Genomic DNA, 22,061 nt, shown 5'->3' with positions numbered 1-22,061 from the left:
TCCTGCGAGCCTGCCGCCATGGCGTCCGATATGTTCAGCCTCTACCTGAAGATGCTGGTGCTCTATAGCCCCTTCTTCGTCCTGTCCTGCTTTATCGGCCTCAGTCGCGGCTACACCCTCAAGGAACGCAAGCGCCTGGCCTGGAAGGTGGCGCTGGCCACGCTGATCGCCAGCGTGCTGCTGTACCTGTTCGGCAAGCACATCTTCACCCTGTTCGGCATCACCATCGACGCCTTCCGCATCGGCGCAGGCAGCGTGCTGTTCATCTCTGCCCTCGGCATGGCCCAGGGCAAGTCGGCGGTGCAGAGCGACAACGTGCAGCAGGACGTGACCATCGTGCCGCTGACCATTCCCATCACCGTCGGCCCAGGCACCATCGGTGCCCTGCTGCTGATGGGCGCCAGCCAGCCGCATTGGGACGACAAACTGGTCGCCGTGGCGGCGATCTTCCTCGCCAGCCTCACCGTGGGCGTCGTGCTGTACCTGTCCAACCAGTTCGAGCGCCTGCTCGGTGACCAGGGCCTGCAGATCGTCAGCCGCCTGATGGGCCTGTTCGTCTGCGCCCTGGCCGCGCAGATCATCTTCACCGGGGTGAAGAACTACCTGGAGCCGTAACGCCGCGACGAGCGTATGTCCTGCCCCGGATTTCATCCGGGCTACGCCGCTCCTTCTGCACCATATGCTTGCAACAACGCTCTAGCTCGGTGCATTGCAACCGACCCAGCGCTTTTCTCGCGCGCCTTATAAAACTTATAAGCAGCTGAAAAATAAGGCTTTATAAGACCTGGCATCCTCATTGCTCTAGCGATTCCAACTTGGATACAAGATGGAATCTCGAAGCATGTCCAACGCACCTATCGCTTTCACCCTCGCGCAGTGGCAACAGGCCTACCGCGACGGCCAATCCCCTGCCGAACTGCTGCACGCTCTGCGCCTGGAACTGCGCAGCGATGACAGCGCCTGGATCGCCCTGGCCAGCGAAGCTCAACTGAACGCTCAACTAGATGCCCTGACCAGCGCGCTGGGAAAACGCCGCCGGCGACCTCAGCAAGCTGCCGCTGTATGGCGTGCCTTTCGCCATCAAGGACAATATCGATGCGGCCGGCTGGCCCACCACGGCCGCCTGCCCCGAGTTCGCCTATGTGGCCAAGGCTGACGCCACAGTAGTCGCACGCCTGCGCGCCGCCGGCGCCATCCTGGTCGGCAAGACCAACCTCGATCAGTTCGCCACCGGCCTGGTCGGCACCCGCTCGCCTCACGGCGCAGTGCCCAACAGCTTCAACCCGGCTTACGTCAGCGGCGGCTCCAGCTCCGGCTCGGCCAGCGTGGTCGCCCGTGGCCTGGTGCCCTTCGCCCTGGGCACCGATACCGCCGGCTCGGGCCGTGTGCCGGCCGGTTTCAACAATATCGTCGGGCTCAAGCCGACCAAGGGTTGGCTGCCCAATACCGGCCTGGTGCCGGCCTGCCGCACCCTGGACTGCATCTCGGTATTCGCTCTGACCGTGAGCGATGCCCTGGCAGTGGCCAATATCGCCGGTGGCTATGACGCTGCCGATGCCTACAGCCGCACGAATCCGAACAGCGCCAAGGTCGCCATGCCGACCAAGCCGCGCCTGGCCGTACCGGCCAACCCCGAGTTCTTCGGCGACAGCCAGAACCAGGCCGTCTATGAGGCGGCCCTGGGCACACTGCGCGAACTGGGCGCCGAGCTGGTGGAGATCGATTTCGCCCCCTTCCAGCAACTGGCCGAGCAGCTTTACTACGGCCCCTGGGTCGCCGAACGCACCGTCGCGGTAGAAGGCGTGAACCCCGAACACATCAACCCGGTGGTGCGCGGCATAGTCGAGAACGGTCAAAAGTACAGCGCCTGCGACGCCTACAAGGCCGAGTACATCCGCGCCGAACTGAGCCGCGTCATCAACGACGCCCTGGCTGGCTTCGACGCCCTGGTGGTGCCGACCTCGCCGACCATCCGCACCCTGGCCGAAATGGAGGACGAACCGGTGCTGTTCAACAGCCAGTTCGGCACCTACACCAACTTCACCAACCTTGCCGACCTAGCCGCCCTGGCCGTGCCGGCAGGGCTGCGCGCCGATGGTCTGCCGGCCGGCATCACCCTGCTCGCCCCGGCCTGGCATGACCAGGCACTGGCCGCCTTCGGTCAGCGCTGGCAGCAGGCACTCAATCTGCCGCTGGGCGCCACCGGCAAACCGCTGCCAGCGCAAACCCTTAGCGACAAGCCGGCGCCAGGTTGCATCCGTGTTGCCGTGGTCGGCGCGCACCTGACCGGCATGCCGCTGAACTTCCAGCTCACCACGCGCGATGCGGTGCTGGTGGAGCAGACCACCAGCGCCGCGCATTACCGCCTCTACGCGCTGCCCGGCACCGTGCCGCCCAAGCCGGGCCTGGCGCGGGTCGCCGAGGACGGCGCCGAGATCATCGTCGAGCTGTGGGACGTGCCGCAAGCGCGCTTCGGCGAGTTCGTCGCCGAGATCCCACCACCGCTGGGCATCGGCAACCTGGAGCTGGCCGACGGCCGCTGGGTCAAGGGCTTCATCTGCGAGCCCTATGCGCTGGACGGCGCGCGCGATATCACCAGCTTCGGTGGCTGGCGCGCGTTCATCGCCAACACCAAGGCCTGAGCACGCTCATGCCACGTGCCACTGAGCGCCCGCAAAGCCTGGCCGAGCGCATCTACGCGCAGCTCAAGGACGATATCTTCGAGTTCCGCCTGATGCCCGGTGAACGCTTCTCCGAAGGCCAGGTCGCCGAGCGCATGGCAGCCAGCCGCACGCCAGTGCGCCAGGCGCTACATCGCCTGCAACGCGAGGGTTTTCTCGACGTGCACTTTCGCAGCGGCTGGCAGGTTCGCCCACTGGATTTCGTGCAATTCGATGAATTGTACGAGCTGCGCATCGTCCTCGAACTCGACGCCGTACGCCGACTTTGCCAGCGCCCCAAGGACGAACATCCGCCTGCACTGCAGGATCTTGCGCGCACCTGGATGGTGCGAAAGAACGAGCAACTGCAAGACGGCAGCGCTGTCTCGCAACTCGATGAAGCCTTTCATTGCCAGTTGCTGGAAGCCGCCGGCAATCGCGAAATGGCCAGAGTGCACCGCGATGTCAGCGAGAAGATCCGCATTCTAAGGCGGCTGGATTTCACTCAGGCCCGACGCATCGACCTGACCTATGCCGAACATCAGCGAATTCTCGAGGCAATCCTGACTCGTCGCTCAGAAGAGGCACAGCAATTGCTCAAGGGCCATATAGAGGTCAGCAAGGCAGAGGTGCATTCCATCACCTTGCACAGGCTGTACGGCGCTCGTCAGCGCGTAGAGCAGATGCCGGAGCAACCGGGCCATGACCTTCACGCATGACCAATAACAACGCTGTCCACTTACTCACACTTGTGAATGGAGATCGCACCATGCAACGTCGCAGCCTGATCAAGGCCTTTACCCTTTCCGCTTCCATCGCCGCCATGGGCCTGTCCTGGTCCATCCAGGCCGCCGAGACCATCAAGGTCGGCGTCCTGCACTCGCTGTCCGGCACCATGGCCATTTCCGAAACCTCGCTGAAAGACATGGCGCTGATGACCATCGACGAGATCAACGCCAAGGGCGGTGTACTCGGTAAGCAGCTCGAAGCGGTGGTGGTCGACCCGGCATCGAACTGGCCGCTGTTCGCCGAGCGTGGCCGTCAATTGCTGACCCAGGACAAGGTCGCCGTGACCTTCGGCTGCTGGACCAGCGTGTCGCGTAAATCGGTACTGCCGGTCTACGAGGAGCTCAACGGCCTGCTGTTCTACCCGGTGCAGTACGAAGGCGAAGAGATGTCGCCGAACGTCTTCTACACCGGTGCGGCGCCAAACCAGCAGGCCATCCCGGCAGTGGAATACCTGCTCAGCGAAGACGGCGGCGGCGCCAAGCGCTTCTTCCTGCTCGGCACCGATTACGTCTACCCGCGCACCACCAACAAGATCCTGCGCGCCTTCCTACACAGCAAGGGCATCGCCGACAAGGACATCGAAGAGGTCTACACGCCGTTCGGTCACAGCGACTATCAAACCATCGTCGCCAACATCAAGAAGTTCTCCGCGGGCGGCAAGACTGCCGTGGTTTCCACTGTGAACGGCGACTCCAACGTGCCGTTCTACAAGGAGCTGGCCAATCAGGGCCTGGAAGCCACCGAAGTGCCGGTGGTGGCCTTCTCCGTGGGTGAAGAAGAACTGCGCGGCATCGACACCAAGCCGCTGGTCGGCCACCTGGCGGCCTGGAACTACTTCCAGTCCGTGGAAAATCCGGTCAACGAGAAGTTCGTCGCCGACTGGAAAGCCTACGCCAAGGCCAAGAAGCTGCCGAACGCCGACACCGTGGTGACCAACGACCCGATGGAAGCCACTTACGTGGGCATCCACATGTGGGCGCAGGCCGTCGAGAAGGCCGGCACCACCGACGTCGACAAGGTGCGCGAAGCCATGGCCGGCCAGGAGTTCGCGGCGCCGAGCGGCTTCACCCTGAAGATGGACGAGAAGAACCACCACCTGCACAAGCCGGTAATGATCGGCGAGATTCAGGATGACGGTCAGTTCTCCGTGGTCTGGGAAACCGAAGGTCCGATCCGCGCCCAGCCGTGGAGCCCGTACATCGAAGGCAACAACAAGAAAGCCGATACCCCGGTTAAGTCGAACTAAGGCAAAAGCCCCTCTCCCACATGCGGTAACCACAGCTCGTCAATGAGTTGCAGTGCCGCTTGTCTCCCCCTCCCGCTTGCGGGAGAGGGGCGGGGGAGAGGGTCGCCGTAGCCCGGATGCAATCCGGGAAGCTCGCCCCGGACGTCATCCGGGCTACGCCAAGGACACCCTTATGCCCACTGCCCTTACCCGAATTCTCCTGAGCCTGCTGCTGTTGCTGCCATTGGCGACGCAGGCTGGCGAAGCCGACGATTTCGTCGCTGCCAACGCCAGCAAGCAGGCCAAACTGCTGCAGGACTGGGCCGCCGCGCCCAGCCCCGAACGCATGCCACTGCTGCAAGCCCTGCAGCAGGGCCGCGTCGGCAGCGATGCCGACAAACGTGCCTTCATCGAACAGGACGGCACCTGGCAAGCCGCTGATGGCACTGCCGAAGCCAACGGCACGCCACGCAAACTGCGCCTGAACAATCGCCTGCGCGGCTTGACCACCTTCGCCGTGGCCAGCCATCAATTGCTCGATCACGACGCCGCCGTACGCCTCGCTGCCGCCAAGCAACTGCAACGCAACACGCCGCCAGCGTTGCTGCCCTTGCTGGAAAGCCGCCTGAGCATGGAAGCCGACGAGAGCGTGCGCGACGCCATTACTCTGGCCATGGCCAATCTGCAGCTGGAGGCCAGCGACCCAGCCGTACGCCTGGCTGCCGTGGAGCGTCTGGGCAAGACCGGCGACCCGCTGGCCCGCACGCGCCTGCAAAGCCTGCTCGATGGCGAAGAAAGCGATGCCACCGTACGCGCCGCTGCCGAGCAGAGCCTGGCCCAGGTGAAGAACAAACTGCTGATCGGCGAACTGCTCGGCCAGGCCTTCAGTGGCCTGTCGCTCGGATCGATCCTGCTGCTCGCCGCCCTCGGCCTGGCCATCACCTTCGGCCTGCTCGGGGTGATCAACATGGCCCACGGCGAGATGCTGATGCTCGGCGCCTACACCACCTATGTGGTGCAGCTGGCATTCCAGAAGCTAGCGCCCGGCTATCTCGCCCTCTATCCGCTGGCCGCCCTGCCAATCGCCTTTGTGGTCACCGCCTGCATAGGCATGGCCCTGGAGCGCACGGTAATCCGCCACCTCTACGGCCGGCCGCTGGAAACCCTGCTGGCCACCTGGGGCATCAGCCTGATCCTGATTCAACTGGTACGCGTCACCTTCGGCGCACAGAACGTCGAAGTGGCCAACCCGGCCTGGTTGTCCGGCGGCATGCAGGTGCTGCCCAACCTGGTACTGCCCTACAACCGCATCGTCATCATCGGTTTCGCCTTGTTCGTCGTGCTGCTGACCTGGCTGCTGCTGAACAAGACGCGCCTGGGTCTGAACGTGCGCGCGGTGACGCAGAATCGCAACATGGCCGCCTGCTGCGGCGTGCCCACCGGGCGCGTGGACATGATGGCCTTCGGTCTCGGCTCGGGCATCGCCGGCCTCGGCGGCGTGGCCCTGAGCCAGATCGGCAACGTCGGCCCGGACCTCGGTCAGAGCTACATCATCGACTCCTTCCTGGTGGTGGTACTCGGCGGCGTCGGCCAACTGGCCGGTAGCGTGCTGGCCGCCTTCGGCCTGGGCGTGGTGAACAAATTCCTCGAGCCGCAGATCGGTGCCGTACTCGGCAAGATCCTCATCCTCGCGCTGATCATTCTGTTCATCCAGAAACGCCCGCAAGGCCTCTTCACTCTCAAAGGACGGGTGATCGACTGATGACCATGCCACTCAATCAAACGTTGCTGGCCCGCGCCAGCGCCAAGCTCGGCCCGCAGGTTTCGCTGGCCATCGGCCTGCTGGTGCTGGCCGTGCTGCTGGCCATGCCGCTGCTGCACCTGTTGCCGGCCGACCATGCTCTGCACGTCTCGGCCTATTCGCTGACCCTGGTGGGCAAGATCCTCTGCTACGCCATCGTCGCCCTGGCGCTGGATCTGGTCTGGGGCTACGCCGGCATGCTGTCGCTGGGCCACGGCCTGTTCTTCGCCCTCGGCGGCTACGCCATGGGCATGTACCTGATGCGCCAGAGCGCAGGTGACGGCCTACCGGCCTTCATGAGCTTCCTCGCCTGGAGCGAATTGCCCTGGTACTGGTACGGCACCTCCAACTTCCTCTGGGCGATGTGCCTGGTGGTGCTGGCGCCCGGCCTGTTGGCGCTGGTGTTTGGCTTCTTCGCCTTCCGCTCGCGGATCAAGGGTGTGTACTTCTCGATCATGACCCAGGCGCTGACTTTCGCCGGCATGCTCCTGTTCTTCCGCAACGAAACCGGCTTCGGCGGCAACAACGGCTTTACCGGCTTCACCCGCATCCTCGGCTTCGACATCACCGCGCAGAGCACTCGCGCGGCTCTGTTCTTCGCCACCGTGGTGCTGCTGGTGGGCAGCCTGTACCTGGGCTTTCGCCTGGCACGCAGCAAGTTCGGCCGGGTGCTCACCGCCCTGCGTGACGCCGAGAACCGCCTGATGTTCTGCGGCTACGATCCGCGCGGCTACAAGCTGTTCATCTGGGTCTTGAGCGCGGTGCTATGCGGCCTGGCCGGCGCGCTGTACGTACCGCAGGTGGGCATCATCAACCCCAGCGAAATGGCACCGACGCAGTCCATCGAAGCCGCCGTGTGGGTCGCCCTGGGCGGTCGCGGCACGCTGATCGGCCCGCTGCTTGGCGCCGGCCTGGTCAACGGCATGAAGAGCTGGTTCACCGTGGCCTTCCCGGAATACTGGCTGTTCGCCCTGGGTGCGCTATTCATCGTCGTCACCCTGTATCTACCGCGTGGCGTGGTGGGCTTGCTGCGCAAGGAGAAGGATCAATGAAAGCCACTCCGGTACCTGAAACCATGCTCGAAGCCGCTTTCGACCCCACCGGCCTGGCGCTGGACACCGGCAAGAACGTCGGCAAGGGCGTCAACGTCCGCCACGGCACCATCCTCACCCTGGAAGACATCAACGTCAGCTTCGATGGCTTCAAGGCGCTGACCAACTTGACCCTGTACATCGGCGTCGGTGAGCTGCGCTGCATCATCGGCCCGAACGGCGCCGGTAAAACCACAATGATGGACGTGATCACCGGCAAGACCCGCCCGGACAACGGCGTGGCCTACTTCGGCGAGCAGTACGACCTCACCACCATGAGCGAAGTGCAGATCGCCCAGGCCGGCATCGGCCGCAAATTCCAGAAGCCGACGGTGTTCGAAGCACTGACGGTGTTCGAAAACCTGGAACTGGCGCAGAAGACCAACAAGTCGGTATGGGCAAGCCTGCGCGCCCGGCTCAGTGGCGAGCAGAAGGATCGCATCGAGGAGGTGCTGACCACCATCCGCCTGGAAGCTTCGCGCAACCGTCCGGCTGGCCTGCTCTCCCATGGCCAGAAGCAGTTCCTCGAGATCGGCATGCTGCTGATGCAGGAGCCGCATCTGCTGCTGCTCGACGAACCGGTGGCAGGCATGACCGATGCCGAGACCGAGTTCACCGCCGAACTGTTCAAGTCGTTGGCGCGCAAGCACTCGCTGATGGTGGTCGAGCACGACATGGGCTTCGTCGGCTCCATCGCCGACCACGTCACCGTGCTGCACCAGGGCAGCGTGCTGGCCGAAGGCTCGCTGGAGCAGGTACAGAACGACGAGCGGGTGATCGAGGTTTATCTGGGTCGCTAACGCATACCTGTGGGAGGGGCTTTAGCCGCGAGCGCTTAAAGATCAAAAGCATCGCGGCTAATCGGTTCGCCGCCCGGCCCCTCCCACAAAACGAATAAAGGACATCGATATGCTCCAAGTCCAAAAACTCCACCAATATTACGGCGGCAGCCACATCCTCCGTGGCCTGTCGTTCGACGTGAAGGTCGGCGAGGTCACCTGCCTGCTCGGCCGTAACGGCGTGGGCAAGACCACCCTGCTCAAATGTCTTATGGGCCTGATTCCGGCCAAGGACGGCAGCGTGCAATGGGAAGGTAAGGCAATCACCGGCTTCAAACCACACCAGCGGGTGCACGCTGGTATCGCTTACGTGCCGCAGGGCCGCGAAATCTTCGGCCGCCTGACGGTGGAAGAGAACCTGCTGATGGGCCTGTCACGCTTCCCCGGCAGCCAGGCCAAGTCCGTGCCGGAATTCATCTACGAGCTGTTCCCGGTACTGCGCGAGATGAAGCATCGCCGTGGCGGCGACCTCTCCGGCGGCCAGCAGCAACAGTTGGCCATCGGCCGCGCGCTGGCCAGCCAGCCACGCCTGTTGATCCTCGACGAGCCCACCGAAGGCATCCAGCCCTCGGTGATCAAGGAGATCGGCGCGGTGATCAAGAAGCTCGCCGCTCAAGGCGACATGGCCATCCTGCTGGTCGAGCAGTTCTACGACTTCGCCGCCGAACTGGCCGACCAGTACTTGGTGATGAGCCGTGGCGAGATCGTCCAGCAGGGCCGTGGCGAGGACATGGAAGCCGAAGGCGTGCGCGGGCTTGTAGCCATCTGATGCGCCCCCGCCTGTGGGAGGGGCTTTAGCCGCGACGGCTCTTAGCGCCCACATGCATGGCAATTGCAGCGGGCAACCACGCACCGAATTGGTTCAGGGCACGCCTCTTGCTTGCCCACTCGGTCAACTATCCTGCGGAACCGTTGCCTCAACATGAATCTGCCTGCCGCCCTGTTCACGCCAAGCTGGCCCGCCGAGCTGGAGCTGGCCTACGCACGCCACGGCGAACGCACCACGCCGGTGCGCAGGCGCCACCTTGGCCCCTTAGAGTGCAGAAGCACCTGTATGCCGAAGGCCCGGAGGTGTGCCAGCACATCATCGTCCACCCGCCCGGCGGCATCGCCGGGGGTGACCGCCTCGACATCTCGGCCCATGCTGGCGAGAACACCTGGGTGCAACTCACCAGCCCCGGCGCGGCCAAGTGGTACCGCGCCGCGGGTGTCGCCCATCAGGATCTGCATCTGCGCGTCGACGCCGGCGCCACCCTGGAATGGCTGCCGCAGGAAACCATCATCTACGCCGGCGCCCAGGCCAAACTGCACACACAGATCGACCTGCACGGTGACGCGCGCCTGCTGTACTGGGACATCGTTGCCCTCGGCCGCCCCGCCGCCGACGAGCGCTTTGCCAGCGGCCACTTCCAGGCCGCGCTGGATATCCGCCGTGACGGCAAGCTGCTCTGGCACGAGCGCCAGCGCGTGATCGGCGGCGACGGCCTGCTCGACTCACCCATCGGCCTGGACGGCCAGCCGGTGTTCGCCACCCTGCTGGTCAGCGGTGATGTGGACAGCGACCTGCTGGAGCGCTGCCGCCAGCTGAAGATTGACGGGGTACGCGGTGACCTCAGCCAACTATCGGGCCTGCTGGTCGCGCGCTGTCTGGCCAGTGAAGCGCTCAAGGCGCGTGCCTGGCTGATCGAACTCTGGCGCCTGCTGCGTCCGGCGCTGCTGGGGCGTGAAGCGATGCCACCCCGAATCTGGAATACCTGAGGCGGAGGCTGCAGACAGCCTCCCCATGAACTGGAGCGAACGATGGATCTGAGTCCACGCGAGAAAGACAAGCTGCTGATCTTCACCGCCGGCCTGGTGGCCGAGCGCCGCCTGGCGCGCGGGGTCAAGCTGAACTACCCGGAAGCCATGGCCTATATCTCCGCAGCCCTGCTCGAAGGCGCGCGCGACGGCCAAACGGTGGCCGAGCTGATGCACTTCGGCACCACCCTGCTGAGCCGCGATCAGGTCATGGAGGGCATACCGGAAATGATCCCGGAGATCCAGATCGAAGCCACCTTCCCTGACGGCACCAAGCTGGTGACCGTCCATCAGCCGATCGCTTAAACCATGAGCTATTCGATCGTTGATGCGAGCGAAGCTGATCTGCCGGGCATCCTCGCCATCTACAACGACGCGGTGCAGCACACCACGGCGATCTGGAACGAGACCCTGGTGGATCTCGCCAACCGCCGCGCATGGCTGGCGGAGCGCACTGCAGCGGGTTTTCCCGTACTGGTCGCACATGACGCTGTCGGCGAGGTAGCCGGCTACGCCAGCTACGGCACCTGGCGCACCATCGAAGGCTTTCGTCAGACCGTCGAGCATTCGGTCTACGTACGCGCCGGCCAACGCGGCCAGGGCCTGGGTCCGGCGCTGATGCAGGCACTGATCGAGCGCGCCCGCGCCGCCAACCTGCACGTCATGGTCGCCGCCATCGAGTCAGAGAACGCCGCCTCGATCCGCCTGCACCAGCGCCTCGGCTTCGTCACCACCGGACAGATGCCTCAGGTCGGCCGCAAGTTCGGCCGCTGGCTGGATCTGACTTTCATGCAACTGATTCTGGAGTGAGCACCCCATGATTCCCGGCCAATACCAGATTGCCGACGGCGACATCGAGCTCAATGCCGGTCGCCGCACCTTGACCCTTTCCGTGGCCAACAGTGGCGACCGGCCTATCCAGGTCGGCTCGCACTTCCACTTCTTCGAAACCAATGACGCGCTGCTGTTCGACCGCGCCATTACTCGCGGTATGCGCCTGAATATCCCGGCCGGCACCGCCGTGCGCTTCGAGCCGGGACAGAGCCGTGAGGTGGAACTGGTCGATCTGGCCGGCGCACGCCGGGTGTTCGGCTTCGCCGGCCGAGTGATGGGCCACCTGGATTGAGGTGACGCATGTAGGAGCGGCTTTAGCCGCGATAACGGTTTCGCGGCTGAAGCCGCTCCTACAGAAGAACCGCAGCGCCTCATCCCCTGACAGACAAACACGCGCCAGCCTTCGCACCACAAGGGAAGCGAATATGAAAATCAGCAGACAAGCCTACGCCGACATGTTCGGCCCCACCGTCGGCGACAAGGTGCGCCTGGCCGATACCGACCTGTGGATCGAGGTGGAGAAGGACTTCACCACCTACGGCGAAGAAGTGAAATTCGGCGGCGGCAAGGTGATCCGCGACGGCATGGGCCAGGGCCAGCTGTGCGCCGCCGATGTGGTCGACACCCTGATCACCAACGCCCTGATCATCGACCACTGGGGCATCGTCAAAGCCGACGTCGGCCTCAAGGACGGGCGCATCGCCGCCATCGGCAAGGCCGGCAACCCGGATATCCAACAGGACGTGACCATCGCCATCGGCGCGGGCACCGAGGTGATCGCCGGTGAAGGCATGATCCTCACCGCGGGCGGCATCGACACCCACATCCACTTCATCTGCCCGCAGCAGATCGAAGAAGCGTTGATGAGCGGCGTCACCACCATGATCGGCGGCGGCACCGGGCCGGCCACAGGCACCAACGCCACCACCTGCACCTCCGGGCCCTGGCATATGGCGCGCATGCTGCAAGCCGCCGACGCCTTCCCGATGAATCTGGGCTTTACCGGCAAGGGCAACGCCTCGCTGCCCGAGCCTTTGATCGAGCAGGTGAAAGCCGGCGCCATTGGCCTCAAGCTGCACGAGGACTGGGGCACCACCCCGGCGGCCATCGACAACTGCCTGTCAGTCGCCGACCAGTACGACGTGCAGGTGGCGATCCACACCGACACGCTGAACGAGTCCGGCTTCGTCGAAACCACCCTTGGCGCGTTCAAGGGCCGCACCATCCACACCTATCACACCGAGGGTGCCGGCGGCGGCCACGCACCGGACATCATCAAGGCCTGCGGCTTCCCCAACGTGCTGCCGTCCTCGACCAACCCGACCCGCCCGTTCACCAAGAACACCATCGACGAGCACCTGGACATGCTCATGGTCTGCCACCACCTCGACCCAAGCATCGCCGAGGACGTGGCCTTTGCCGAAAGCCGCATCCGCCGCGAGACCATCGCCGCCGAGGACATCCTGCATGACCTGGGCGCGTTCTCCATGATCAGCTCCGACAGCCAGGCCATGGGCCGCGTCGGCGAGGTGATCACGCGCACCTGGCAGACCGCCGACAAGATGAAGAAGCAGCGCGGCCCGCTGCCCGAGGACGCCCCCGGCAACGACAACTTCCGCGCCAAGCGCTACATCGCCAAATACACCATCAACCCGGCGATCACCCACGGTATCAGCCACGAAGTGGGCTCGATCGAAGTGGGTAAGTGGGCCGATCTGGTGCTCTGGCGCCCGGCCTTCTTCGGCGTCAAGCCGACGCTGATCCTCAAGGGTGGGGCGATTGCCGCCAGCCTGATGGGCGACGCCAACGCTTCGATCCCGACGCCGCAACCGGTGCACTACCGGCCGATGTTCGCCAGCTACGCCGGCAGCCGTCATGCCACCAGCATCACCTTTATCAGCCAGGCGGCGTTCGACGCCGGGGTGCCGCAGCAGCTCGGATTGCAGAAGCAGATTGGCGTGGTCAAGGGCTGTCGCGAGGTGCAGAAAACCGACCTGATCCACAACGGCTACCTGCCGAATATCGAGGTCGATCCGCAGAACTATCAGGTCAAGGCCGACGGCCAATTGCTCTGGTGCGAGCCGGCCGACGTGCTACCGATGGCGCAGCGGTATTTCCTGTTCTGACGCAAGAGCCGGGCGTTATGCCCGGCTTTCGTGGGTCTATCAGGACGCCTGCTTCATCTCGTCGTAAGCGCTCAGGTAATCACCAGCCAGTTGCTGCTTCTCCTTGTCACGAAGCAGCTTGCCGGCCATCTGGAAGAAGGTATGTTCTTCTTCCTTGAGATGATGCTCGACCTTTTCCGCCAGCGCCTTGGCTTGCGCCAGCCAGCTCGGGCTGCTGGGGTCGGTTTCTTCCAGATCCTCGATCATTTCGTCCATCTGGTGATGCTCGGCAATCGCATGGCGCGACAGATCGACGCCCGCGTCCTGCTGCATCAGGGGAATATAGAAATGGCGCTCCTCGGCCACCGAATGCACGGCCAGCTCCTGCTTGAGCTGAGAGAACAAGGCGTGGCGCTCGGCGCTATCGCCCTGGGTGGCGATCAGTTTCTGCGCCAGTTCGCGCTGAATGTCGTGGCTGATGCGCAAGGCTTCAAAAATCGTCATGCAGGCACCTCTTCCTGAGTCACGGTCGTAGTAGCACTAGACCGGCAGGAGGCGAATAGGTGCCGTACCGCTTGCTCAACGCAACTGGCTGTCCTTGTGAACCCCGCCACGCGATGCATCACTACGAACCCTTATGATCATGCCTGGCAGCATGCCGAAATGCAGACTGGCATCGGCAAAATGCCTTCTGTCCAGGCTGTATTGCCATGGCAGGGAATCTCGAAGACGGATGCCTGTCCTAACGTCCGGCCCAGAATTCCCTGGCGATATCCATGGAAGATCAGGAACACCACAGGATGCTCACTACTCCATCTCGCCTGCTCAAGGGCGGTTTCTTCACCTTGGCAGGCCTCGCACTGATTACCGCAACGGTCGTGCAGACCTCCGCCCGCCTGGACCTTCTAGACTCCGCCCTTCAGGCCGACGGTAATGTCGTCGCCCTCAATGCAGGCAGCTCTCACCCTGAAATAGCCTTCACCGATAACAGCGGCGCCCGTATTTCTTACCCCCAGGGCGGCTGGATTTACGGCTATCAGGTTGGCATGCAGGTAAAGGTCTACTACCGGGCCGAGGCACCGGAAACCTCTGCCGTGATCGATGATTTCGGCGCGCTCTGGGGCGTCTCGGCCTTTCTCGGGCTGCTGGGTTCCATCTTCATGGTCAGCGGGTTGCTGACCCTATTCAGACGCCCATAAAGCAAGCGGATGAGCCAACGTCACCATCTCGCCGATACTGACCCGCAAGCTGATGCAATCCGCCAATGGCGCCCTGTTGATGGCAGGCGCCAATCTCGGCATTCAGGCCGGGATTGGCAGAGCAGTCTATATCGGTGCGCTGTTCTGAGTTTTTTCAGCGCAACTGGCTGTCCTTGCTGCCACGGCGGTTGTAACCGCTGAAAGCGGCGTTCTCGCGGTCGTGCTCGGCCTGGCAATTGACGCACAGGCGCACGCCGGGAATCGCCTGGCGACGGGCCTCGGGAATGGCCGCATCGCACTCTTCGCAGTGACGCAGGCTCTCACCTTTCGGCAACTGGCTACGGGCACGCGCGACGGCGTCCTCGATGCTGCTGTCGATCTGTTCCTGAACTGCGTCGTCGCTTGCCCAACCACCGGCCATGCTCATCCTCCTAGCACTCTCCAGACAGATATGCGCCCGGAGAATGCGAAGTGCAAGTGCTGCTGGTCGTTACTCGCGGACTTCCATGAACTCCTTGGCCCAAAGGATGTAGTCCTCGGGCATGGTGTATTTGTGAGTCAGCTCGGTGGCATTGAGGTCGCACGGCTGCGCACCGCGCTGTTCGCGCAGGCAGTCGTAGGTGGCCTTGATCGCGGCGAAGTAGGCAGCGTGGCCGTTGACCACGATGCGTACGCCGAGGCGCGCCAGGCGCTGGTTGTCGCGCAGCTCGGGGTTGCCGTAGGTAACCAGCATCAGCGGCACCTTGAGACCTGCGGTGATCTGCTCCAGGTGGGCGAAATCCCTGACCCCGACCAGGCAGATGCCATCGGCGCCAGCGGCCTCATAGGCGCGGGTGCGGCGGATCACTTCGTCCACCTCCAGCACCCCGGCGTGGGTCCGGGCGATGATGGAGAGTTCGGGGTCGACGCGCGCTTCCAGCGCGGCGAGGATCTTGCCGACGCCCTCCTCGATGGAGATCAGGTCGGTGGACTTGCGACCGAACTGGGCCGGCAGCAGGGTGTCTTCGATGGTCAGCGCGGCGACGCCAGCGCGTTCCAGCTCGACCACGGTGCGCATCACGTTGAGCGCGTTGCCGTAACCGTGGTCGGCATCGGCGATCACCGGCAGGCGGGCGACGCGGCCGATGCGCGCGGCCTGCTCGACGAACTCGCTGAGGGTGATCAGGGCAAAATCCGGCGCACCGAGCACCTGCAGAGAGGCGACGGAGCCACCAAGGATGCCGACCTCGAAATCGAGGTCGGCGGCGATGCGGGCGGACATGGGATCGAAGACCGACGCGGTGTGATAGCAGCGGTCGGAAGCCAGCAGAGCACGAAAGGCGCTGCGTAGCTCATGGTGGGATGCACGTTGCAGGATGGGCATGGGGCGTATTCCAAAGTCAGTTGAATCGCTTTTTTCTCTTTTTAGTAATGGCGTAGACGTGACGAATGCTAGCGCAAGGCACTTGCTGCCAGCTTTCAAACGGATCGCCGTGGCGGATGACCAGCAATTTATCGGCCAGCCAGCTCCGCTGGCAGCGCCGGGAAGAAGCCGCCGCCGGTCAACAGGCCGTACGCCATCCAGATCGCGACAGCCAGATAGAACAGCCGCGGCGCCCAGCTCGCCAACATCTGCTGGGTCGTGGCCAGTTGCTGCGCCTGCAGGCGGGCGAAGCGCAGCAGCGCCTCACCGGGCCGACCGGTGGCCTCACCGGTATTGAGCACGCCGATCAGCATCGCTTTGCCGGGAAAGCTCAGCCCATCGAAGGCGCGCACCAGTGATTGTCCGGCAGCGACTCGCGGCGCCAGATTGGCGAAATCCCGCCGCAGCCTCGCATTGCTCACCGCGCTGCTGGCACGCGGCAGGGCATCGAGTACCGGCATCCCCGCCTCCAGCAACAGCCCGAGGCTGTCGCAGAAATTTCGCATGTCCGCACGACGCTGCAAGCTACCGAGCACCGGCATGGCCAGTAGTAGATCGTCGAACGGGCCAGGCTGATCGGTTCGCCGCTGCTGCCAGCGCCGCCACAACGCGCGTGCGCCGAACAGCAATATCGATAGCCACAATACGGGTAGCAGCACGGCCGCGAGGTAGCCAGCGGCACTCAGGGTTCCAGCGACCAAGGCGGGCAAGGGTTTGACCGCCAGCGCCAGCATCAACACGCCTGCGGGCAGCAGCAAACGTGAGACGAGCTCGGCGGCGTGGCGTGCCTGCGCCTCGTAACGCTGCGCCAGTTGCTCGTAGATATGCGCCAGTGCGCCGGCTTCCTGCGCGGCACGCACCAAGGCGCTTTCCAGTGGCGTGAACACGCCACTCAACTGGCCGGAACTCGCCAGGTCGCGTCCATTGCCCACCATCTGCCGCAAGCGCTTCACAGCGGTCTCATGGCGCACGCCGAGACTCAAGCTGGCCAGCGCTCGATCGATGGGCACGCCCGCCCGCTCCATCGCCCCCAGGTGAGCGAACAACCCGGCGCGGCTGCGCAGATCAAGAGTGACATTGGGACGCGACATGATCGGGCTCGGTGGCTTGCAGTGCTCAGGTTAACCAGTCGTCTCGCGAGCCGCTACGGTTCCATCGGCGGCATCGGTGCATGCGGCAGCCAGCGCCTGAGGATGGCCTCGAGGCTGCCGTCCTCGTGCATCTGCTGCAATGCACGCTGCCAGCGCACCACACGGACTACCGAGGTCTGCGGGGAAAAGGCGATGTAATAGGCCGAGCGCATGAACGGCACGTGCGCGGTGACATCCTGCGGCTTGAGTTCGACAGCGGCCAGCTCACCAGCCAGGGTCAGGTCCTCGGTGGCGATCAGGTTGACCCGTCCGTGCTTGAGCATGGTCATCATCTGCTTCGACCTGGGTACGCCATAGAGGTTGGTGAAACCCTTGGCACTCAGGGTTTCGTAGGTGTACCACTGTTTGGGCAGCGCCAGAGGACCGCTGGCTGCGGCCTGCTGCAAGGTGTCGATGACCAGCTTGCGGGCTTTCAGCGAGTAGAAGCTGGTGGTGCCTACGACGATGGGGCCGACCCAGTGGAACTTATCCTCACGTTCGGGCGTACGCACGGTGGAGAAAAGGGCAATGTCTTCGTCCTGCTGGGCCAGATAGAGGGCACGCGTCCAGGGCATCAACTCGATCTGCCCGGTGTCGCCGGTACGCGCCAACAAGGCCCTGACTACCTCGATGGCAAAACCGCTGGGTTCGCCATCGCGTATGAAACTCATCGGCGGCGCATCCTCGGTGAGCAGGCGCAACTGTGCTTCGGCCGACGCACATAGCGCCACCAGCAAGACGCACAACCATCGATGCAAGCGCTTGCCCATCACTCCACCCCTCCCGCTTGCAGCCTAACAAGCCACGATGCGCAATGCAGCAGCGTCAATCGGCGCGCAGCAGATCGGCCAATGCTCGCTCGTCGACATGTGGAAACCAGTGCCGATAGATGCGCTCCAGGCTGCCGTCATGGCGCATGTCCTGCAGCGCGCTCTGCCAACGGGCGACGCGGGCGGCATCGGTGTGCAGGGAAAAGGCGATGTAGGAGTCGTTGGGCATCAGGTCGAATTGCGCCTGCAACTGCCCGGCATGCATGCCCTGTTCGGCGAGCATGCCATCGAGCGTAAGGGTGTTGGCCAGCAACAGCTTGACCCGGCCGTGGCGAAACATGCGCAGCATGTCCTGCGGGGTCGATACGCCATACAGGTTCTGCAGATTCTGCTCACGCAACAGCTCGTAGCTGTACCACTGTTTGGGTATGGCAAGTGTGCCGAGTTGGCGTACATCATCGAGACTGGCGACGCGCAGCCCGGCATCTTTGAACGTGTAGAAACGCGTATGGCCGCGCGCGATTGGCCCGACCCACTGAAACTCGGCCTCACGCTGCACCGTACGCACGGTAGAAAACAGCGCGCTATCGGCCTGATGGCGAACCTGATGATAGCCGCGCGTCCAGGGCACCAGCTCGATATGTGCCGTTTCGCCGGTACGGCGGATCAGCGCCTCGATCACAGCCACAGCCATGCCGCTGGGCTTGCCGTCCTGCAGATAGCTGAACGGTCGGTAGTCTTCGGTGTACAGCCGCAACTCGGCGGCCGACAGATGGGCGCTAAGGCTGCCAAGTAGCAACAGAACCGCGACCGGATACTTCAGGTTCATTACGCAATACCGTCAAGGGCACGCCCTACAGCGAATTCAGGGCGTCCGACGCAGGATCATAAACGCCAGCGCAATTCATCACCAAGCTTGTGCGGGCGCGGTCGTATCAGCCAAATCCCTGGCGGTCATTACACGAGGTTCGAGCAGCAACTGCAGACGCGAAATGGCCCGTTCACCGCTCAGGGCACGCTGCACCAGGCGCACCGCATGATCCCCCATCGCCTGCGGTTGTTGCAGCAACAGGGCCTGGATCTGTCCCTCGCGCAGCGCACTGAACAGCGGCTCGCCCCCGTCGAAGCCGACGAGGTCTACCTGCCCGGCCTTGCCCAGCTGGCGCAGGGCCGCCAAGGTTGCCCGACTGCTGGTGCCATTGGGGCTGAACAGGCCGTCGAGCCTGGGTAGTTGCTCGCTCAGGGCCTGGACGATGCGCTGGCGGTCATCGCCCAGATAGGTATCGAACACTACCTGCAGCCCTGCCGATTGGGCTGCCAGCAGAAAGCCGCGCTCGCGCTCTTCGGTCGATTGCAGGCCAGGGCGCAGGCGCAATACGCCAACCCGACCACCGCGCCCCAGACGCTCTGCCAACTGCTGCCCGGCCAACTGGCCGGCAAGGAAGTTGTCGGTCGCCACCAGCGCATAGGCGCCTTCACCGGCGACACTGCGATCAACGTAGACGGTAGGAATGCCTTCGGCGCGCAAAGCAGCGATACGTGTATCGATGGCGTCGCCGGCCGGTGCGATGATCAACGCCTTGCAGCCATGGGCGAGAACGTGGTCGATCAGTTGCAGTTGCACCTCGACGCGGCCCTCCTGTGCTGGCCCGCGGGTATAAAGTTCCAGCTGCAGGTCGGCGGCAGTACGCCTCGCTCCAGCCTCCAGCTCGGCCCAGTAGGACGAGGAGCCGGCCGGCACCAGGCCAATGCATTCACGCGCCCAGGCAGAGGGCACCGCCAGCCACGCGGCGCTCAGCAGCAGGCAAATGAAGGGGGTGATTCTCGGCATGTTCGACTCCAGAGCCTCGCCATCACTTTAGCAGCGCCATTGCGTCGCGCGCCTCCTGTCGGCAAGCTGTCGACTCATACTTTTTCACATTCAAACCCGACAGTCGGGCTAGCTCTGGCGCGCCGGGCAGGCGATCATCGGGCTTCCTACGCAGACTCCAGTTACCATGACCGCCACCACTGACAGCCGTACCCCGACACACAAGCCCCGCCCCCTGATCGATCTGGCCATCAGCATCCTGATTCCCTCGTTCATTTTGATGAAGCTCAGTGGCGAACACCGCCTCGGCGCCGACGGCGCGTTGCTGCTGGCCCTGGCCTTCCCCTTGGGCTGGGGAGCGTTCGAGCTGATCAAGTACCGCAAATTCAATTTCATCGCCCTGCTCGGCCTGATCAGTGTGGCGCTGACCGGCGGGATTGGCCTGCTGCATCTGGATACCCAATGGCTGGCGGTGAAGGAGGCCGCCATTCCCGGTCTGATCGGCATCGCCGTGCTGGTGTCCACCCGCACCCGCTATCCGCTGATCCGCACCCTGCTGTTCAACAAGACCGTACTCAACGTCGACAAGATCCATGATCGCCTGGAACAAGGCGGCCACGTCGAGCATTTCGAAACACGGCTGATGCGCGCGACCTACTGGCTCAGCGGCACCTTCTTCTTCTCCTCGTTCATGAACTACGTGCTGGCCAAGTGGATCGTGGTCAGCCCGGCCGGCACCGAGGCGTTCAACGACGAGCTGGGGCGCATGACCCTGCTCAGCTATCCGATGATCGCCATTCCCTCGATGATCATGCTGATGGCCATCTTCTACTACCTGTGGAAGACCATTCATGGCCTGACCGGGCTGAACTTGGAAGAGATCATGGCCAATAGCGGCCAGGAATCGCAGAACTGAGCCGCGCCGACCTCAGGGTCGGCAGCGCTGAACATGTTCGGTCTTTCCGCCTACCCGGCTCTGTTTCTTTCCGCCTTCGGCGCGGCAACGCTGTTACCCCTGCAGTCCGAGGCCGTACTGGTGGCGCTGTTGCTGGCCGGCCAGCATCCGCTATGGGCGCTGCTGCTTGCCGCGACCCTGGGCAACGTGCTGGGCTCATGGGTCAACTGGCTGCTGGGGCGCTCGATCGAGCATTACCGCGAGCGGCGCTGGTTTCCCGTCAGCCCGGTTCGGTTGCAACAGGCGCAGGCCTGGTATGCCCGTTATGGTCGCTGGTCGTTGCTGCTCAGTTGGATGCCGGTGATCGGCGACCCTTTGACGCTGGTTGCCGGGGTGATGCGCGAGCGCCTGTGGATATTTCTGCTCATCGTCACCCTGGCCAAAGCTGGCCGCTACGCGGTGCTGGCGGCGCTGACACTGGCCTGGATATGAACGTATCAGGACAATCGCTGACACAACTACTGAGGGGCGCCTGCATGCTTGCCAGTTGAGTACTGGCGGCGGCTCCCTGATACTGCGCAGCGCGCCGCGCGGGCACGATCCGCCTACGGCCGTTGCAAATGGCCGGTTAGCCGGTGAACAGCCGCCTCGACAGAGGCATGCGGCCCCACTACCCCGGGGCCTGGTGAACGAGGAATAGCGGTGTCTGTCGTAGAAGCCAAACCCAAACTGAAGCGCAGCGACCTGATCTGGACGCTGATCGGGCTCAGTGCCGTGGTGCTGTCTGGCTTTCTGCTCTACCGCGAGCTGCGCAATATCTCCCTCGACGAGATCAAGGGCAGCATCGAAGCGATCTCCCACATGAACTGGCTGCTTGCCGCAGCGGCTACCCTCGGCGCCTATTGGGCCCTGGCCTGGTACGACCGCATCGCCGTCGCTCATCTCGGCAAGAAGATTCCCTGGCGCTTCATCACCCTGTGCTCCTTCACCACCTACGCCCTGGCTCACAATATCGGCGCCTCGGTATTTTCCGGGGCCGTCGTGCGTTATCGCGCCTATCGCAGCAAGGGCCTGACGCCGCAAGAGATCGGCATTCTCATCGTCTTCTGCTCTTTCACCTTCGCCCTCGGCACGCTGCTCGCCAGCGGCTGCGTACTGATCGCCCAGCCCGACCTGATCCACAGGGTCGCCAACATCACCCCGTTGGTCTCGATGGTCATCGGCGGCGTGCTGCTGAGTGTGGTCGGCCTCTACGTACTGGGCTCCTGGCTGCAGTTCAAACCCTGGACTCTGGGCAAGCTGCATGTGGAATATCCACGTCTGCCGATTGTCAGCCGTCAACTGCTGGCCGGCCCGCTGGAGCTGCTCTGCGCCGCGGCGATCATCTACTTCGCCCTGCCAGCGGACAATCACCCCGGCTATCTGGTAGTGCTCGGCGTGTTTCTCGCCTCCTTCTCCCTGGCGCTGTTGTCCCATGCGCCGGGTGGCCTGGGCGTACTGGAAGTGACCTTCCTCGCCGCCCTGCCGGAAATTCCTGCCGCCGACGTACTGGCCGCGCTGATCGTGTTCCGCGTGTTCTACCTGCTGCTGCCCTTTGCCTTGTCGCTGCTGGTGGTGCTGGGCTTCGAATGGAGCCAGTGGAAGGAAAGACAGCGTGGCAGCAACCTGCCGTCCTGACGACTCGCCGTCAGCGCGACGCTGACATAGAATACGC

22 protein-coding genes and 2 pseudogenes are annotated in these 22,061 nt (G+C 63.8%); 17 read left to right on the top strand and 7 right to left on the bottom strand.

The genetic code is table 11. The annotated features are described in order from the left end of the window. Positions 1–18: 18 nt before the first annotated feature. The 13 genes and pseudogenes from EL191_RS04025 (at position 19) to ureC (ending at position 13,162) form a co-directional block, all read left to right on the top strand. Entirely contained in the window at positions 19–615 is a 597-nt protein-coding gene (locus EL191_RS04025; RefSeq protein WP_041976665.1) for a MarC family protein, read from the top strand. A 226-nt stretch (positions 616–841) separates the two neighbouring features. Beyond that, positions 842–2,642: pseudogene (gene atzF, locus EL191_RS04020) on the top strand (allophanate hydrolase). Between the two features lie 8 nt (positions 2,643–2,650). Beyond that, positions 2,651–3,379, top strand: coding sequence for a GntR family transcriptional regulator (locus tag EL191_RS04015; protein WP_013713931.1), 729 nt, complete (start codon positions 2,651–2,653; stop codon positions 3,377–3,379). 50 nt (positions 3,380–3,429) lie between these two features. After that, positions 3,430–4,695, top strand: a complete 1,266-nt coding sequence (gene urtA / locus EL191_RS04010) for an urea ABC transporter substrate-binding protein (protein ID WP_041976661.1) — start codon at positions 3,430–3,432, stop codon at positions 4,693–4,695. A 172-nt stretch (positions 4,696–4,867) separates the two neighbouring features. After that, positions 4,868–6,436: an urea ABC transporter permease subunit UrtB gene (gene urtB / locus EL191_RS04005; RefSeq protein ID WP_041976659.1), complete on the top strand. Its 1,569-nt coding sequence runs from the start codon at positions 4,868–4,870 to the stop codon at positions 6,434–6,436. Further along, positions 6,436–7,527: an urea ABC transporter permease subunit UrtC gene (gene urtC, locus EL191_RS04000; RefSeq protein WP_041976657.1), complete on the top strand. Its 1,092-nt coding sequence runs from the start codon at positions 6,436–6,438 to the stop codon at positions 7,525–7,527. Before urtB ends, urtC begins: the two co-directional genes overlap by 1 nt. Continuing rightward, entirely contained in the window at positions 7,524–8,366 is an 843-nt protein-coding gene (gene urtD / locus EL191_RS03995; RefSeq protein WP_041976655.1) for an urea ABC transporter ATP-binding protein UrtD, read from the top strand. Before urtC ends, urtD begins: the two co-directional genes overlap by 4 nt. A 109-nt stretch (positions 8,367–8,475) precedes the next feature. Then, a complete protein-coding gene (gene urtE, locus EL191_RS03990; protein WP_041976653.1) occupies positions 8,476–9,174 on the top strand; it encodes an urea ABC transporter ATP-binding subunit UrtE in 699 nt (232 codons plus the stop codon). A gap of 153 nt (positions 9,175–9,327) precedes the next feature. Continuing rightward, positions 9,328–10,163, top strand: a pseudogene (locus EL191_RS03985) (urease accessory protein UreD). A gap of 42 nt (positions 10,164–10,205) precedes the next feature. Continuing rightward, positions 10,206–10,508 (top strand): urease subunit gamma, encoded by a 303-nt coding sequence (gene ureA, locus EL191_RS03980; RefSeq protein ID WP_013713924.1) that lies wholly within the window; start codon positions 10,206–10,208, stop codon positions 10,506–10,508. Positions 10,509–10,511: 3 nt separating this feature from the next. Beyond that, positions 10,512–11,012 carry a GNAT family N-acetyltransferase gene (locus tag EL191_RS03975; protein WP_041976649.1) on the top strand — a complete coding sequence of 167 codons (501 nt, stop codon included), beginning with the start codon at positions 10,512–10,514 and terminating at the stop codon, positions 11,010–11,012. Positions 11,013–11,019: 7 nt separating this feature from the next. Then, positions 11,020–11,328 (top strand): urease subunit beta, encoded by a 309-nt coding sequence (locus EL191_RS03970; RefSeq protein ID WP_041976646.1) that lies wholly within the window; start codon positions 11,020–11,022, stop codon positions 11,326–11,328. 133 nt (positions 11,329–11,461) lie between these two features. Further along, a complete protein-coding gene (ureC, locus tag EL191_RS03965) occupies positions 11,462–13,162 on the top strand; it encodes an urease subunit alpha (protein WP_041976644.1) in 1,701 nt (566 codons plus the stop codon). Positions 13,163–13,201: 39 nt separating this feature from the next. On the opposite strand, the gene EL191_RS03960 is transcribed toward ureC, so the two are convergent. Beyond that, on the bottom strand, positions 13,202–13,645 hold the full coding sequence (locus tag EL191_RS03960) for a hemerythrin domain-containing protein (protein WP_017360672.1): 444 nt from the start codon (positions 13,643–13,645) through the stop codon (positions 13,202–13,204). A 296-nt stretch (positions 13,646–13,941) separates the two neighbouring features. Here EL191_RS03960 and EL191_RS03955 point away from each other — a divergent pair, with 296 nt between their 5' ends. Beyond that, positions 13,942–14,340 (top strand): DUF3592 domain-containing protein, encoded by a 399-nt coding sequence (locus EL191_RS03955; RefSeq protein ID WP_041976642.1) that lies wholly within the window; start codon positions 13,942–13,944, stop codon positions 14,338–14,340. A 154-nt stretch (positions 14,341–14,494) separates the two neighbouring features. Here EL191_RS03955 and EL191_RS03950 read toward each other — a convergent pair whose 3' ends face one another. The 6 genes from EL191_RS03950 to EL191_RS03925 all read right to left on the bottom strand — a co-directional run bounded on the left by EL191_RS03950 (position 14,495) and on the right by EL191_RS03925 (position 19,473). Next, positions 14,495–14,761, bottom strand: a complete 267-nt coding sequence (locus tag EL191_RS03950) for a DksA/TraR family C4-type zinc finger protein (protein ID WP_013713918.1) — start codon at positions 14,759–14,761, stop codon at positions 14,495–14,497. Positions 14,762–14,830: 69 nt separating this feature from the next. Continuing rightward, on the bottom strand, positions 14,831–15,694 hold the full coding sequence (locus tag EL191_RS03945) for an isocitrate lyase/PEP mutase family protein (RefSeq protein WP_026041874.1): 864 nt from the start codon (positions 15,692–15,694) through the stop codon (positions 14,831–14,833). A 137-nt stretch (positions 15,695–15,831) separates the two neighbouring features. Continuing rightward, positions 15,832–16,833: a type II secretion system F family protein gene (locus tag EL191_RS03940; RefSeq protein ID WP_041976640.1), complete on the bottom strand. Its 1,002-nt coding sequence runs from the start codon at positions 16,831–16,833 to the stop codon at positions 15,832–15,834. A 53-nt stretch (positions 16,834–16,886) separates the two neighbouring features. Next, a complete protein-coding gene (locus tag EL191_RS03935) occupies positions 16,887–17,642 on the bottom strand; it encodes a substrate-binding periplasmic protein (protein ID WP_041976638.1) in 756 nt (251 codons plus the stop codon). Positions 17,643–17,697: 55 nt separating this feature from the next. After that, positions 17,698–18,471: a substrate-binding periplasmic protein gene (locus tag EL191_RS03930; protein ID WP_013713914.1), complete on the bottom strand. Its 774-nt coding sequence runs from the start codon at positions 18,469–18,471 to the stop codon at positions 17,698–17,700. Positions 18,472–18,549: 78 nt separating this feature from the next. Beyond that, positions 18,550–19,473 carry a substrate-binding domain-containing protein gene (locus EL191_RS03925; RefSeq protein ID WP_041976636.1) on the bottom strand — a complete coding sequence of 308 codons (924 nt, stop codon included), beginning with the start codon at positions 19,471–19,473 and terminating at the stop codon, positions 18,550–18,552. 166 nt (positions 19,474–19,639) lie between these two features. On the opposite strand from EL191_RS03925, the gene EL191_RS03920 reads away from it, so the two are divergent. The 3 genes from EL191_RS03920 (at position 19,640) to EL191_RS03910 (ending at position 22,024) form a co-directional block, all read left to right on the top strand. Beyond that, positions 19,640–20,368, top strand: a complete 729-nt coding sequence (locus EL191_RS03920) for a VC0807 family protein (protein WP_017360666.1) — start codon at positions 19,640–19,642, stop codon at positions 20,366–20,368. A 33-nt stretch (positions 20,369–20,401) separates the two neighbouring features. Next, entirely contained in the window at positions 20,402–20,839 is a 438-nt protein-coding gene (locus EL191_RS03915) for a YqaA family protein (RefSeq protein WP_013713911.1), read from the top strand. 210 nt (positions 20,840–21,049) lie between these two features. Then, complete coding sequence (locus EL191_RS03910; RefSeq protein WP_017360665.1) at positions 21,050–22,024, top strand: lysylphosphatidylglycerol synthase transmembrane domain-containing protein; 975 nt, start codon at positions 21,050–21,052, stop codon at positions 22,022–22,024. The last annotated feature ends 37 nt before the right edge of the window (positions 22,025–22,061 follow it).

This window comes from Pseudomonas mendocina (assembly GCF_900636545.1).
Classification (GTDB): domain Bacteria; phylum Pseudomonadota; class Gammaproteobacteria; order Pseudomonadales; family Pseudomonadaceae; genus Aquipseudomonas; species Aquipseudomonas mendocina.
This window is presented reverse-complemented; position numbering and strand designations above follow the sequence as displayed.